The sequence below is a fragment of the Gammaproteobacteria bacterium genome (assembly GCA_028817225.1).
Classification (GTDB): Bacteria; Pseudomonadota; Gammaproteobacteria; order Poriferisulfidales; family Oxydemutatoraceae; genus Oxydemutator.
On record JAPPQC010000026.1, the window covers coordinates 24,923 to 38,926 of the forward strand.

At 67.0% G+C, this 14,004-nt stretch carries 13 protein-coding genes and 1 tRNA gene; 9 read left to right on the forward strand and 5 right to left on the reverse strand.

Annotation, left to right across the window (positions count from 1 at the left end; all coding sequences use genetic code 11):
* The first annotated feature begins 19 nt into the window (after window positions 1-19).
* The 3 genes from adk to OXU50_03365 are packed head-to-tail and all read left to right on the forward strand — an operon-like array spanning window position 20 to window position 3,826.
* Window positions 20-664: an adenylate kinase gene (adk, locus tag OXU50_03355; protein MDD9868921.1), complete on the forward strand. Its 645-nt coding sequence runs from the start codon at window positions 20-22 to the stop codon at window positions 662-664.
* 47 nt (window positions 665-711) lie between these two features.
* Window positions 712-1,710 (forward strand): 2Fe-2S iron-sulfur cluster-binding protein, encoded by a 999-nt coding sequence (locus OXU50_03360; protein ID MDD9868922.1) that lies wholly within the window; start codon window positions 712-714, stop codon window positions 1,708-1,710.
* 7 nt (window positions 1,711-1,717) lie between these two features.
* Window positions 1,718-3,826, forward strand: coding sequence for a S9 family peptidase (locus OXU50_03365; protein ID MDD9868923.1), 2,109 nt, complete (start codon window positions 1,718-1,720; stop codon window positions 3,824-3,826).
* Here the strand turns inward: OXU50_03365 and lptB are convergent.
* The 5 genes from lptB to pyrC form a co-directional block, all read right to left on the reverse strand.
* A complete protein-coding gene (gene lptB / locus OXU50_03370) occupies window positions 3,816-4,553 on the reverse strand; it encodes an LPS export ABC transporter ATP-binding protein (GenBank protein ID MDD9868924.1) in 738 nt (245 codons plus the stop codon). The two genes, OXU50_03365 and lptB, sit on opposite strands and share 11 nt — an antisense overlap.
* Window positions 4,554-4,618: 65 nt before the next feature.
* Entirely contained in the window at window positions 4,619-5,122 is a 504-nt protein-coding gene (gene lptA / locus OXU50_03375; GenBank protein ID MDD9868925.1) for a lipopolysaccharide transport periplasmic protein LptA, read from the reverse strand.
* Window positions 5,097-5,657 carry an LPS export ABC transporter periplasmic protein LptC gene (gene lptC / locus OXU50_03380; GenBank protein MDD9868926.1) on the reverse strand — a complete coding sequence of 187 codons (561 nt, stop codon included), beginning with the start codon at window positions 5,655-5,657 and terminating at the stop codon, window positions 5,097-5,099. The genes lptA and lptC overlap by 26 nt, the downstream gene beginning before the upstream one ends.
* A gap of 166 nt (window positions 5,658-5,823) precedes the next feature.
* Complete coding sequence (gene rnt / locus OXU50_03385) at window positions 5,824-6,423, reverse strand: ribonuclease T (GenBank protein MDD9868927.1); 600 nt, start codon at window positions 6,421-6,423, stop codon at window positions 5,824-5,826.
* A gap of 47 nt (window positions 6,424-6,470) precedes the next feature.
* Window positions 6,471-7,514 (reverse strand): dihydroorotase, encoded by a 1,044-nt coding sequence (gene pyrC, locus OXU50_03390; GenBank protein MDD9868928.1) that lies wholly within the window; start codon window positions 7,512-7,514, stop codon window positions 6,471-6,473.
* A 68-nt stretch (window positions 7,515-7,582) separates the two neighbouring features.
* Between pyrC and OXU50_03395 the strand changes: the two genes are divergently transcribed.
* The 6 genes from OXU50_03395 to OXU50_03420 all read left to right on the forward strand — a co-directional run bounded on the left by OXU50_03395 (window position 7,583) and on the right by OXU50_03420 (window position 14,004).
* Window positions 7,583-8,797: an argininosuccinate synthase gene (locus OXU50_03395; GenBank protein MDD9868929.1), complete on the forward strand. Its 1,215-nt coding sequence runs from the start codon at window positions 7,583-7,585 to the stop codon at window positions 8,795-8,797.
* 106 nt (window positions 8,798-8,903) lie between these two features.
* Window positions 8,904-9,620 (forward strand): VacJ family lipoprotein, encoded by a 717-nt coding sequence (locus OXU50_03400; protein MDD9868930.1) that lies wholly within the window; start codon window positions 8,904-8,906, stop codon window positions 9,618-9,620.
* A 66-nt stretch (window positions 9,621-9,686) separates the two neighbouring features.
* Window positions 9,687-10,271 (forward strand): GTP cyclohydrolase I FolE, encoded by a 585-nt coding sequence (gene folE / locus OXU50_03405; protein MDD9868931.1) that lies wholly within the window; start codon window positions 9,687-9,689, stop codon window positions 10,269-10,271.
* A 146-nt stretch (window positions 10,272-10,417) separates the two neighbouring features.
* Window positions 10,418-12,736 carry a molybdopterin-dependent oxidoreductase gene (locus OXU50_03410; protein MDD9868932.1) on the forward strand — a complete coding sequence of 773 codons (2,319 nt, stop codon included), beginning with the start codon at window positions 10,418-10,420 and terminating at the stop codon, window positions 12,734-12,736.
* A complete protein-coding gene (locus OXU50_03415) occupies window positions 12,729-13,874 on the forward strand; it encodes a 4Fe-4S binding protein (protein MDD9868933.1) in 1,146 nt (381 codons plus the stop codon). Before OXU50_03410 ends, OXU50_03415 begins: the two co-directional genes overlap by 8 nt.
* Before the next feature lie 53 nt (window positions 13,875-13,927).
* Window positions 13,928-14,004, forward strand: a tRNA-Arg gene (locus tag OXU50_03420).

Genomic DNA, 14,004 nt, shown 5'->3' on the forward strand with positions numbered 1-14,004 from the left:
GGGCCGGAAGAACTTTCTGATGAGAATCATCCTGTTGGGCGCGCCGGGCGTCGGCAAGGGCACGCAGGCGCGGCTGCTTTGCGAGCACCACCGGATTCCGCAAATCTCCACCGGCGACATGCTGCGCGAGGCGGTGCGCGCCGATGGCGCATTGGGGCGCCGCGCCGCGGGCTTCATGAACCGCGGCGAACTGGTGCCGGACGAGGTCATCGTCGGCCTGGTCAGCGAGCGCATCGCCGCCGGCGACTGCCGGCGCGGGTTTTTGTTCGACGGCTTTCCGCGCACGCTGGCGCAGGCGCGCGCGCTGGAATGGAAGCGCGTGGCGATTGACGCCGTCGTCGAGATTGTCGTGTCGGACGAGGAGATCATCCGCCGCCTCGGCGGGCGGCGCACGCACCCGGCATCGGGGCGCGCCTACCACATTGAATACCATCCGCCGAAGGTTGATGGCGTGGACGACCTGACCGGCGAGCCGCTGGTGCAGCGCGACGACGACCGGCCCGGCGTTATTGCGCGCCGCCTTGAGACCTACCACGAACAGACCGCGCCGCTGGTCGGTTATTACCGCGACATCGCCGACCAGGGGCGCTTGCGCTACCTGGCGGTGGACGGCGCCGGCGACATCCGGCAGGTGGGGCAACGGATTCTTGAACAGATTGCCTGAGCGCCGTCCGCCGGTGGCGGCGGGCGGCGTGTGCGAGACGGGGCGTGATGGGTTACCGGGTTCGCTTTGAAGGCCATGACACCGAGGCCGTCGTTGAGCACGGCGAGTCGGTGCTTGAGGCGGCGGTGCGCGCCGGTCTTGCGGTGGATTATGGTTGCAGCGGCGGCAACTGCGGCCTGTGCATCGCGCGCCTGATGGACGGCGAGGTGCGCCAGGTCAGCGACTGGGACTATGTCTTTGAGCGCGGCCAGCGCGATGGCCGCCATTTCCTGATGTGTTCGCACACCGCCGCCGCCGACCTGCGCCTGGAGGCGAGCATCGCCGGCGCCGCCGGCCAGATTCCGGTGCAGCGTTTTCGCGCGAAGGTCAGGCGGGTGGACGAGGCGTCGCCGCAAATCGCGGTGCTGCGCCTGCGCGTGTCGAGAAGCCACCGCCTGCGGTTTCTGGCCGGGCAGGAGGCGAGTTTGTCGCACCCGCGCTGCGGCGATGCGCGCCTGCCCATCGCCAGTTGCCCGTGCGACGCCGGCGAACTGGAGTTTCATCTGCGCGCGCGCGGCGGCGTGCGGGACGACGCCTTCGCCGCCTGTGTCGCGCAGCAATGCCAGAGCGGCGAATGGTTTGATGTGGAGGCGCCGCACGGCTCGTTTGTGTTCACCGGCAACATGGAAAGGCCGGTTGTGCTGCTGGCGTGGGACACCCACTTCGCCTTCGCGCGCAGTCTGCTGGAACACATTGTCGCGCAGGAGAGCGACTTGCCGATTCATTTGTACCGGTCGGGCGCCGATGAGCCGCCGTATTATCTCGACAACCTGTGCTGCGCGTGGCATGACGCGCTTGATCAACTGGAGTACACGGCGCTGCCGCCGTCCGCCGCCGGCGACGATGACGCGGCGGATTCGTGGGCCGAACGCATCGCCGCCGACCACGCCGATCTCGCCGAAAGTGATTACTACCTGTGCCTGCCGCCGCCGCAGGCGCAGCGCGCGGCGCAGGCGCTGGAACGCCGCGGCGCGCGGCCCGGACGCATCTTCCGGGCCGAATCATGAGCGCGCCATGACAACGCCGAAACCGCCGGTCGCAAAACGCCGCCCGCGCCACTGGACGCTGCACGGGCGGCGGATGACGGACGACTACGCCTGGCTGCGCGACGACAACTGGCGCGAGGCGATGAACGACATCGGAAAACTCGACGCCGGCATCCGCGCCCACCTTGAGGCCGAGAACGACTACACCGACGCCGTCATGCGCGACACCGAGGCGCTGCAAGCGCAACTGTTCGCCGAGATGAGAGGGCGCATCAAGGAGGACGACGACTCGGTGCCGGATCTTGACGGCGACTATGCGTATTACTTTCGCTACCGCGAGGGCGGGCAGTATCCGCTGCGCTGCCGCCACCCGGCGCGCGCGCCCGCCGCCGAGGAGGTGTTGCTGGACGGCGACGCCGAGGCCGCCGGCCTTGCGTATCACCATGTCCGCGGTTTCAGGCACAGCCCCGACCACCGCCGCATCGCCTGGTGCGCCGACGACGACGGCGCCGAGTTCTACACGCTGCGCGTGCGCGACATTGCAAGCGGCGCGTTGCTGGACGAGGCGATACCGCGCGTGCAGGGCGACATCGCGTGGGCCGCGGACGGCCTGCATCTGTTCTACACGGTGCTTGACGGGCACCACCGCCCGTACCAGGTTCGCCGCCACCGCCTCGGCGACCCGGTCGCGCGCGACGCGGTGATTTACGAGGAGACCGACCCCGGCTTTTTTATCGGCGTCTCGCGCACGCGCTCGGGGCGCTTGATCACAATCCACACCGGCGACCAGCGCACGACCGAGGCGTGGCTGATTCCGGCGCACGAGCCGCGCGCCGCGCCGCGCCTGGTGCAGGCGCGCGAGCGCGATGTGGAATACGCGGTGGACGAACGCGAGGGCCAACTGCTGATTGTCACCAACGCCGGCGGCGCCGAGGACTACAAACTGGCGGTCGCCGACCCGGCGCGCCCCGCGCGCGAGGCGTGGCGCGATTTGTACCTGCCGGGCGACGGCGTGCTGCTGGAGAATGCGGTCGCGTTCAGGCGCTGGATTGTGCGCCTTGAGCGCGAGGACGCGCTGCCGCGCCTCGTCGTCATGGAGATGGACGAACGCGGGCGCTGCGTCGGCGAGAACACAATCGCCTTTGACGAGGCGTGCTACGAACTGGCGCCGCTCGCGACCTTCGCCTACGACAGCGACATCCTGCGCTTCACCTACGCCTCGATGACGACGCCGTACCGCGTGTTTGACTACGACATGCGCCGGCGCACGCGCCGCCTTCGCAAGCAGCAGCCGGTGCCGAGCGGCCACGACCCGGCGGACTACGAGACGCGGCGGCTGTTCGCGCGCGCCGCCGACGGCGAGCGCGTGCCCATCAGCCTGCTGCGCCGCAAGACGACGCCGCTCGACGGCGGCGCGCCGCTGCTGCTCTACGGCTACGGCTCCTACGGTTCATCAATGCCGGCGTACTTTTCGGGCAACCGCTTGTCGCTGGTGGATCGCGGCTTTCTCTACGCCATCGCGCATGTGCGCGGCGGCATGGAGAAGGGCTACCGCTGGTACCGGGACGGCAGGATGGAGAACAAGCGCAACACCTTTCTTGACTTCATCGCCTGCGCCGAACACCTGGTGCGCGAGGGTTGCACGCGCCCGCAGCGGATGGCGGCGCACGGCGCCTCCGCCGGCGGCCTGCTGGTCGGCGCCGTCGTCAACATGCGCCCCGATTTGTTCGGCGCGGCCATCGCCGAGGTGCCGTTTGTGGACGCGCTGAACACGATGTGCGACGCCACGCTGCCGCTGACGCCGATTGAATGGCCGGAGTGGGGCAACCCCGTTGAGGACGCCGAAGCCTTCGAGCGCATCGCGTCGTGGTCGCCGTACGACAATGTCGCGCGCCGCGACTACCCGCACCTGTTTGTCAGCGCCGGTTTGAGCGACATGCGCGTGACCTGGTGGGAGCCGGCCAAATGGGTCGCGAAACTGCGCGCCTGCGACACCGGCGGCGGCCTGCTGCTGCTGAAGACCAACCTGTCCGCCGGGCACGGCGGCTCTTCCGGGCGCTTTGATTACCTGAAGGAAGTGGCGGAGAAGTACGCCTTTCTGCTGAAGGTGTTCGGCGCCGCCGGCGTCAAATCCTGAAGTCGGAGCCGAGGTACACCTCGCGCACCGTCTCGTCGGCGAGAATCTCCTCCGGCGTGCCGCGGGCGATGATGCGCCCGCGGTTGAAGATGTAGCCGCGGTCGCAGATTTTCAGCGTCTCCCGGACATTGTGGTCGGTGACGAGCAGGCCGATGCCGCGCCGTTTCAGTTGCAGCATCAGTTTCTGCACTTCGGCGACCGAGATCGGGTCAATGCCGGCGAACGGCTCGTCGAGCAGCATGAACGCCGGCCCGGTCGCCAGCAGCCGCGCGATTTCCACGCGGTGGCATTCGCCGCCGGACAGCGAGATGCCGGGCTGGCGGCGCACGCCGTGCAGTTGCAGTTCGTCGAGCAGTTGTTCGAGGCGGTGCTGCATCACATCCGGCGTCATCGCCGGGCAGGTTTCCAGCGCCGCGCGGATGTTGTCCTCGACGCTCATCCTGCGGAACACCGACGATTCCTGCGGCAGGTAGCCGATGCCGCGCGCGGCGCGCTCGTGCATCGGCAGCGACGAGATGTCGGCGCCGTTGAGTTCGGTGCGGCCGCTGTCGGCGCGTATCAGGCCGACGATCATGTGGAAGGTCGTGGTCTTGCCGGCGCCGTTGGGGCCGAGCAGGCCGACGATCTCGCTGCCCGCAAGCCGCAGCGACACCGACTCCACCGCCTGGTGCGCGCCATAGCGTTTGCTGAGGCCGGTCGCCTCGAGGAAATGGCCTTTTTTCGGCAAGGGCGGCAAGGGCGGCAAGGGCGGCAAGGGCGGCAAGGGCGGCAAGGGCGGGGGCGCCGCCGGCGTCAGCGCGGTTCCTTTTTGTCGGGGCGCAGCGTCAGCCGGACGCGGTTTTTGTCCTTGGTGGCCTTGACGATTTTTTTGCGCGCGTCATAGACGATGTGGTCGCCCGACAGCGCCTTCCAGCCGTCGGCGATGCGCGCCTTGCCGCGCAGGTCCATGATGCCCTCGTCGGCGCGGTATTCAATCCGCAGCGCCTCGGCGCGCAGCGTCTGGCCGTCGCGGCGGCGCACCAGGCGGCTCGGGCCGGCGGTGGCGACGAGTTTGGAGATGGCGCCGTCCTTTGTGAAGACCTCAACGGTGTCGCCTTTCAGCGTGATTTCACCCTGGACAATCTTGACATTGCCGCGATAGACGCTGATGCCGGTTTCCTCGTTATAGACGACGCTGTCGGCCTCCAGTTCAAGCGGCTCGCCGCTTTGCTGCGCGGCGGCGGCGGCGGCGAGCGTTGCGGCCAGCAGCAGCGCCGCAAGGCGCGTGATTTCAGGGCGCATGGGTGACGCGGACATTGGCCAGCAGGCGAATCTCGCCGGTGCCGAGGTCGGCGGACATGCCGTCGCCCTGCGTCAGCGTGGCGCCGCGGCGCAGCACCGCGCGTTCGCCGGTGTGCGCGACCTTGCGTTCGGTTTCAACGGTGACATCGCGGGTGTCGAGCGTTTCCGCCGCGCGCGCGCCGTGGCGCGGGCGTTCGACGACGACGGCGCCGGTCAGGTGGATGACGCCGTTTTTGCCGATGCGCCCGGTGTCGGCGGACAGCCGCAGGCCGGGGCCGGGCTGCGAATGGTACTCAAGGCGCGGGCGCTCAAGGTGGAAGTCCGGCGCGTGCGGCGCGTGGCGCAGGTGCGGGCTGCTGAGCCGGTAGAGCAGTTCGCCGCCGCCGCCGTAGGCGTTGATGACGGCCTCGTGGAAGCGGTTTTCGGTCTCGCCCGCCGCCGCCCGCTGCGCGGCCACCGACGGCATCGCCGCCAGCGCCGCGCCGAGCGCGGCCAGCGCGCCGAGGTAGAGCGCGAACAGCGCGTGGCTGCGTATCGTGTGCAAAGTCATCGGGTGGTGCGTCGGTGTCCCTTGTTCAGGCGGCGTATTTTACACCATGGCCTGGCAGTGCTCCGCCATGGCCCGCCGACGCCCGCCACGGCCTGCCATCTCGCCACCGGCGCTGTTTTGCGCCGCCATCGGCCTGGCATGGCCTGGCATGGCCCGCCATCAGCGTTCAGCGCGGCGCCGGCGGCGCCCAGCCGTCGTTGCAGACGCGGCAGAAGATGCGCGCCGTCATTTCGGCGTCGTAGAGCGCCGAGTGCGCCTCGGCCTCGTCCCAGCCGAAGCCGGCGGTCTCGGCGATTCTCGACAGCACCGTCTGCTGGTAGGCGAGGGCGCCCAATGTCACCGTGTCAAGGCTGCTGAAGCGGTGGAACGGGTTGTTCGTGATGCGGGTGCGCCGGGTCGCCGCGTGCAGGAACTTCAGGTCGAACGAGGCGTTGTGGCCGGTCAGGATCGCGCGCGAGCAGCGGTGGCGCGCGAGCGCGCGCCGCACTTCATCAAACAACTGCCGCAGCACCGTCTCTTCCGGCTGCGCCAGCCGCAGCGGGTGGAACGGGTCAATGCGGTTGACCTTCAGCGCGGCCTCGTCCAGGTTGGCGTTCTTGAACGGCTCGACATGAAAGTGCAGCGTCTTCTCCGGCAGCAGGCGGTTGTTCTCGTCGGGGGCGATCAGCACCGCCGCGAGTTCCAGCAGCGCGTCGGTTTTCTCGTTGAAGCCGCCGGTCTCGACATCCACGACCACCGGCAGAAAGCCGCGAAAGCGCGTCCGCATCCAGTCGCCGTCGCCGGCGGCGGCCTTGCCGGTGTCCGCCGCGGCGTTCACCGGCGCACGCGCCACGCGACTTCGCGCCCGCCGAGCAGCGGCACGATTTCGGCGCCGCCGGCGGCGACGCGGCGCGGCACGGTTTCGGCCTCGCGCACCAGCGTGATGCGGTCGCGGTTGACCGGCAGGCGGTAGAAGCGCGGGCCGTTGAGGCTGGCGAAGGCCTCCAGGCGGTCGAGCGCGCCGGCTTGCTCGAAGATGGCGGCGTAGAGGCCGAGGGCGGCGGGCGCGTTGAACACGCCGGCGCAGCCGCAGGCGCTTTCCTTGTCATGGCGCGCGTGCGGCGCGCTGTCGGTGCCGAGAAAGAACGACGCCGAACCGCCGCACGCCGCCGCCACCAGCGCGCGGCGGTGCGCCTCGCGCTGCGGCAGCGGCAGGCAGTAGCGGTGCGGGCGCAGGCCACCGTCGAACAGCGCGCTCCTTGAATAGAGCAGGTGGTGCGGCGTGATGGTCGCGGCGCTGCGCTCGCCGGCGCCGGCGATGTAGTCCGCCGCGTCGCTTGTCGTGATGTGCTCAAGGACGACGCGCAGCGCCGGGAAATCCGCGCGCAGCGGAATCAGCGTTTTGTCGAGGAATATTTTTTCGCGGTCGAAGGGGTCAATGCCGGCGCCGGCGGCCTCGCCGTGAATCAGCAGCGGCAGGTCGTGGCGCTGCATCGCCTCGAGCACGCCGCCGATTTTGCCGGTGTCGCCGACGCCGGCGCCGGAATGCGTCGTCGTGTCTTTCGGGTAGAGTTTGACGCCGTGGACAAAGCCGCACGCGGCGGCGTCGGCGATGGTTTGCGGCGTTGTCTGTTCGGTCAGGTAGAGCGTCATCAGCGGCTCGAAGCCGGGCGGCGCGGCGCGCAGGATGCGCTCGCGGTAGGCCGCGCACAGGGCGACATCGGTGACCGGGGGGTCGAGGTTGGGCATGATGATGGCGCGGCGGAACACGCGCGCGGTGAAAGGCAGCACCGCGCGCAGGGTCTCCCCGTCGCGGAGGTGCAGGTGCCAGTCGTCCGGGGCGGCGATGGTCAGTTCGTCCTGTGGTGTGGAAGGCATGGGTTTGGCGATTGCGCTGATTTTGATTATCATAGCACCCGTTGCCGGTTCAAGGCCGATTCAAACCGATGTCCGACATTTCCAGGATAGTGCTCGCCTACTCGGGCGGGCTTGACACCTCGATCATTCTGAAGTGGCTGCAGGAGACCTACGGCTGCGAGGTGTACGCGTACACCGCCGACATCGGCCAGGGCGGCGAGGTCGAGGCGGCGCGCGACAAGGCGCGCGCGCTCGGCGCCGCCGATGTCTTTGTCGAGGACCTGCGCGAGGAATTCGTGCGCGACTTCGTGTTTCCGATGTTTCGCGCCAACGCGATCTACGAGGGCGAATACCTGCTGGGCACCTCCATCGCGCGCCCGCTGATTGCGAAGCGCCTGGTCGAGACCGCCGCGCGCGTCGGCGCCGGCACGGTGGCGCACGGCGCCACCGGCAAGGGCAACGACCAGGTTCGCTTTGAACTCGGCGCCTACGCGCTGAAGCCCGACATCCGCATCGTCTCGCCGTGGCGCGAGTGGGACATGGACTCGCGCTCGGCGCTGCTGGCCTACGCCGAACGCCACGGCATCGGCGTCGAGCGCGACGCCGGCGGCGCGGCGCCGTATTCAATGGACGCCAACCTGCTGCATGTCTCGTACGAGGGCGGCGTGCTGGAGGACCCGTGGGCGCCGCCCGACGAGGCCATGTGGCGGCGCACGGTCGCGCCCGAGGCGGCGCCCGCCGCGCCGGCGACCATTGAGATTGAATTCCGCGGCGGCGACCCGGTGGCGCTCGACGGCGAGGCGCTGCCGCCCGCCGCGCTGCTGCAGAAGTTGAACGAGGTGGCCGGCGCGCACGGCATTGGCCGCGCCGACATCGTCGAGAACCGCTACCTCGGCATCAAGTCGCGCGGCTGCTACGAGACGCCCGGCGGCACGGTGCTGCTGAAGGCGCACCGCGCCATTGAGTCGCTGACGCTCGACCGCGAGGCGGCGCACCTGAAGGACGAGTTGATGCCGCGTTACGCCGAACTGATCTACAACGGCTACTGGTGGAGCGACGAGCGCGCGCTGCTGCAGAAACTGGTGGACGAGAGCCAGCGCCGCGTCGGCGGCGTCGTGCGCCTGAAGTTGTACAAGGGCGGCGTCGCCGTCGTCGGGCGGCGCTCGCCGGACAGCCTTTTCGACCGCGAGATCGCGAGTTTCGAGGAAGACGGCGGGCGCTTTGACCAGCGCGACGCCGAGGGTTTCATCAAACTCAACGCGCTGCGTTTTCGCGTCGGCGCCGCCGGGCGCGGGCGGTCATGACGAGGGCCGGGCGGCGGCGCGGCGGCATCGGAGCGGCGTGAAAGTGTTATACTTGGTTGTGAGCCATTTCATGACATCGGGCGCTGCCCGGAGGAGGCGAGAAGTCATGCAGAAAACAGCATTCATCCTCATTGCCCTTGTCGCGCTCGGCGGCTGCGCCGTCAAGCAGGCGAGCCACGACCCCGCCGACCCGTGGGAGGGTTACAACCGCGGCGTGTTCGCCGTCAACGACGCGCTGGACAAGGTGGTCGTCAAGCCCGCCGCGCAGGGTTACGGGTTTTTGCCGGCTTTTATTCGCACCCGGATCGGCAGTTTCTTCGGCAACCTCGGCGACTTGCCGAACGCGGCCAACAACCTGCTGCAAGGGGAGATTGAGCGCGCCGGCAGCGATGTGATGCGCGTCGTCATCAACACCACTTTCGGGCTGGTCGGTTTTTTCGATGTCGCGTCGTTCATGAAACTCGAGAAACACGAGGAGGACTTCGGGCAGACGCTGGCGGTCTGGGGCATCGGGTCGGGGCCTTATTTTGTGATTCCGGTGCTCGGCCCGGCCACGCTGCGCGACTTCGCCGCCGGCGTTGTGGATTTCCTGATGTCGCCGCTGAACTATCTGGACTTCGGCGTGTCGCACGCCACGCTGAGCGTGGTCGAGACGCTGGATGCGCGCCAGCGTTTCATCGCCAGGGAAGCGCTGGTGCGCGAGATTTCGCCGGATCTGTACAGCGCGGTGCGGTCTTTTTACCTGGAGAACCGGCGGCGGATGATCAGCAACAGCGAAGATGTTGACGACGACATTATTTACGAGGATTATGACGACAACTGACGGCGCGCGGCGGCGGCGCCCGGACGCGGGCGCCGCGCGCCAATGCGCGGGCGCGCGGACAAAACAATGGACACGGTGAACGGCAACGACAGACTCGCCGACCTCGTCAACCAGCTGCTGCTGGAACTGGGCGAGGACCCGACGCGCGAGGGCCTGGTCAAGACGCCGCAGCGGGTCGCCGACGCGCTGCGTTTTCTGACCGGCGGCTCCGCCGTCAAGGCCGCCGAAGTCGCGCGCGACGCGATGTTTGATGTCAATTGCGATGAAATGGTCATCGTCAAGGACATTGAGTTCTATTCGCTTTGCGAGCATCACATCCTGCCGATCACCGGCAATGTGCACATCGGCTACCTGCCCGCCGGCAAGGTCATCGGCCTCAGCAAGATCGCGCGCGTGGTGGATGTGTATGCGCGGCGCCTGCAAGTGCAGGAGCGCATGACCAACCAGATCGCCGAAAGTCTGATGGAACTGCTGGATGCGCGCGGCGTCGGCGTCGTCGTCGAGGCGGTGCATTACTGCATGGTCATGCGCGGCGTGCAGAAGCAGAACAGCAAGACCGTGACCAGCGCCATGCTCGGCTCTTTCCGCGACGATTCCCGCACCCGCACCGAGTTCATGGAACTCATCAAAAGCCGCACCCGGGGGCTATAATGCGGCCTTAGTGTGCGCTTCGTTCGCGCGGCGCGGGCGGCCCCGGCGGCCCGCGCTGTGTATAATAATGTTGGTGGCAATTTGCACCAAATTTCATTGCCCGCCCTGCGGCGGGACTGGACTTTAAGAGGGACCAAAAAATGACATTGAGCACCAAAATACAGGCGCCGGAGGGGCATTCGGTACACCATGTGCCGTGCCCGCACGATTGCCCGGACACCTGCTCCATGCTTGTGACGCGCAACGACAAGACCGGCAAGGCGGTGAGGGTGCAGGGCGACCCGAGCCACCCCATCACCAAGGGTTACCTTTGCAACAAGGTCAACCATTATCTTGAACTGGTTTACAACGAAAACCGCGTTCTCTATCCGCACAAACGGGTCGGCCCCAAGGGGCCTGGCGCGAAATTCGAGCGCATCGGTTGGGACGAGGCGCTGGACACGGTGACCGGCGACCTGAAGGAAACCATCGCCCGCCACGGCCCGCAGGCGGTGCAGCCGTATTCGTATTCCGGCACGCTCGGGATGCTCGGCTACTGGGGCATGGACCAGCGCTTCTGGAACAAGATGAACGCCGCCCGCCTTGAGCAGTCCATCTGCATTTATGCGGCGATGTGGGCCGGCATCTACACCTACGGCATCGCCAACGGGCCTTCAATTCACGAGGCCTGCGGGGAGGCCGACCTGATCATCCTGTGGGGCGCCAACCTGGTCAGCACCGGCGTGCATGCGATTCCGTTCATTCAGAAGGCGCGCGCGCGCGGCGCAAAACTGGTCGTCATTGACCCGCGCATCACGCGCACGACGATGATGGCCGACTGGCACCTTCAGCCGCGCCCGGGCACCGACGGCGCGCTGGCGCTCGGCATGATGAAGATCATCGTGGACGAGGGGCTGCACGACCTGGACTTCCTGAAAGAGCAGACCAAGGGGTGGGAGGAGTTTCTGGAGAAGAAACTGCCGGATTACCCGGTCGAGCGCGTCGCCGAAATCACCGGGCTTGGCGCCGATGTCATCCGCAAGTTCGCGCTGGAGTACGCCGGCACGAAGAAAACCTTCATCCGGGCCAACTACGGGCTGAACCGGCATCAGAACGCCGGCCAGATGTGCCGCGCGATTCTGACGCTGCCGTGCATCACCGGCGCGTGGCGCGAGAAGTGCGGCGGCACCGCCTTCGGCACGCTGGAGGAGATGTGGATGAAGTTTCCGCTCGCCAAATTGCAGCGCCCCGACCTCGGCAACCGCGCCGAGTCGCGCGTTGTCAACATGGTGCAGGTGGGGCGGGCGCTGTCGGAGGACATCGGCGCCGACGATGAAAAACTCGACCCGCCGATCAAGCATCTGTTTGTGTACAACTCCGACCCGGCCAACTGCGCGCCGAACACCAACAGCGTTCGCAAGGGCCTGATGCGCGACGACCTGTTTGTCACCGTCCACGAGACCTTCTGGACCGACACCTGCGACTACGCCGACATCGTGCTGCCCGCCGACACGCAACTGGAGCGCATGGATTTGCACGCGGCCTACGGCCACTACTATTTCAACATGAACAAGCCGGTCATCGAGCCGCTCGGCGAAAGCGTCTGCAACACCGACTTGTTCAGGAAACTGGCGCAACGCATGGGTTATGTGGAGGAGGGCGACAACGCCTTCACGCAGACCGACGAGGAGATGGTGCGCGAGATCATAGACGACAAGGACAATCCGCTGATGGAGGGCATCACCTACGAGCAACTCGAGGAAAACGGCTGGGCCAGGGGAAAGGTTGAGTCGGAGCGGCGTGACTATCTGAAAAACGGCTGGCCAAGCCCCAGCGGCAAGATCGAGATTTACAGCGAGGCCATCAAGGAGTTGGGGCAGGATCCGCTGCCGACCTACACCCCGGAGGAGGAAGGCCAGGAGGACCACGAGCGCCGCCGGCAATATCCGATCCAGGTGCTGAGCAGCGCGACGCATTACTTCATCGGCGACTCGTTCCAGTCGGTGCCGCGCCTGCGGGCGATGATGTCGCGCCCGACCGTTGAATTGAGCACGCAGGACGCCGCCGAGCGCGGCATCAAGGACGGCGACCTGGTGCGCCTCTACAACGACCGCGGCGAGACCTATTGCCACGCGGTGATTATTGACGGCCTGCTGCCCGGCGTCTGCGGAACGCAGAAGCAGTTCAAGGGCAGCCACACGGCGGGCGGCGTCAACGCCAACGCGCTCAATTCGCAGCGGCTGACCGATTTCGGCATGAGCCCGTGTTTTTACTCGGTGCTGGTCGAGATTGAGAAGGCCGAGAACGCCGACCAGTTCACCCGGCAGAAGTTGCTGCAGATGGGCGGCATTGAGGGCTATATCCGCGCCTGGCGCAACGACCCCGCCAACGCCGGCGTCGAGGCGAGCGACGAGGAGATCATCGAGTTTGCCAGGAGCCGGCACCCGAGTGTGTTCGCCGAGGTGCGGAGGTTCGGCAATGAGTGATTTTGAGGGGTTTCACGATCCGGCCAGGCATCTCGCCGGGCGGCGGTTGCCGTCGCCCGACAAGACCGTGTACGGGTGCCGCGTTGACACCCATCGCGGCAGCGTCAAGAGCGTCAGGAGTCTGACCGACGACACCTATGAACTGGTGGTCGAGTGCGGCGCCGACGCCCAGGCGGCGCTCAACGCCAAAGCCGGGCAGTATGCGGCGCTGAAGGTGGCCGGCCTCGACAAGCCGCGCTCCTATTCCTTTGCGCGCGCGCCCGAGTGCGAGGCCGCCGGCCAGAGCACCTTCTTCATCCGCCTGGTTCCGAACGGCAAGTTTTCCGGCTGGCTGTTCGAGAAAGACCGCACCGGCGAGGAGATTGTGCTGAGCGGCCCGCTCGGCGCCTTCGGCCTTGATCCGTCGTCCGACCGGATGCTGTGCGTCGCCGGCGGCAGCGGCATGAGCGCGATTTTCTCGATACTGGAGCATGCGTGCAACGAGCAGGTGGCGCGCGATGCGCTGTTCTTTTACGGCGCCCGCACCCACAAAGACCTGTATTGCCTGGACGAACTCGCCGAGATCGGCAAACGCTGGCATTCGGGCCACAGTTTTGAGTTCATCCCGGTTTTGTCGGAGGAGCCGGAAGACAGCGGCTGGGACGGCGCCCGCGGCTTTGTCACCGACTACATGAAGAAGACCTGCCTGGACAATGGCAGGATTGATCTCGCGCAATGCAAGGCTTATTTCTGCGGGCCGCCGCCGATGATAGATTCCGGCATCAAGGTGCTGATGGACGCGGGCATGTCCGGGTCCGGCATTTTTTACGACAAGTTCGAGGACGCCGCCTCGCCGGCGCCGGTGATAGACAACACGAAGTGCGTGCTGTGCGACGAGTGCCTGCTGGTCAAGCCGACGGACAACTGCATCATTGAAGTGTCGAAACTCATCCGCAACAGCGGGCCAGGCTCCGACCGCTACGAGGTGGTCAATCCGTCCGAGACCTCCGGGTTGTATTACAATACGCTCTACATAGACGAGGAAAAGTGCATACGCTGCTATGCCTGCGTGGATGCCTGCCCCGCGAACGCCATCAGTCCGGACTACGACAAGACGCCGAAGACACTGAGAGGCGTCGCGGCCCGCGGCATTACATAGCGGCGCCGGCGTCTGCCGATTTCCTCCCGGCAAAGTGCTTGGCCGGCCTGTGAGCGCCCGTAGCTCAGTTGGATAGAGTACCTGGCTACGAACCAGGTGGTCGGAGGTTCGAATCCTTCCGGGCGCGCCA

What these genes read in the sequence shown, in the direction of transcription:
- adk (MDD9868921.1), top strand. Translation starts at nt 20, where the DNA reads ATGAGAATCATCCTGTTGGGCGCGCCGGGCGTCGGCAAGGGCACGCAG.
- OXU50_03360 (MDD9868922.1), top strand. Translation starts at nt 712, where the DNA reads ATGGGTTACCGGGTTCGCTTTGAAGGCCATGACACCGAGGCCGTCGTT.
- OXU50_03365 (MDD9868923.1), top strand. Translation starts at nt 1,718, where the DNA reads ATGACAACGCCGAAACCGCCGGTCGCAAAACGCCGCCCGCGCCACTGG.
- lptA (MDD9868925.1), bottom strand. Translation starts at nt 5,122, where the DNA reads ATGTCCGCGTCACCCATGCGCCCTGAAATCACGCGCCTTGCGGCGCTG.
- lptC (MDD9868926.1), bottom strand. Translation starts at nt 5,657, where the DNA reads ATGACTTTGCACACGATACGCAGCCACGCGCTGTTCGCGCTCTACCTC.
- rnt (MDD9868927.1), bottom strand. Translation starts at nt 6,423, where the DNA reads ATGCGGACGCGCTTTCGCGGCTTTCTGCCGGTGGTCGTGGATGTCGAG.
- pyrC (MDD9868928.1), bottom strand. Translation starts at nt 7,514, where the DNA reads ATGCCTTCCACACCACAGGACGAACTGACCATCGCCGCCCCGGACGAC.
- OXU50_03395 (MDD9868929.1), top strand. Translation starts at nt 7,583, where the DNA reads ATGTCCGACATTTCCAGGATAGTGCTCGCCTACTCGGGCGGGCTTGAC.
- OXU50_03400 (MDD9868930.1), top strand. Translation starts at nt 8,904, where the DNA reads ATGCAGAAAACAGCATTCATCCTCATTGCCCTTGTCGCGCTCGGCGGC.
- folE (MDD9868931.1), top strand. Translation starts at nt 9,687, where the DNA reads ATGGACACGGTGAACGGCAACGACAGACTCGCCGACCTCGTCAACCAG.
- OXU50_03415 (MDD9868933.1), top strand. Translation starts at nt 12,729, where the DNA reads ATGAGTGATTTTGAGGGGTTTCACGATCCGGCCAGGCATCTCGCCGGG.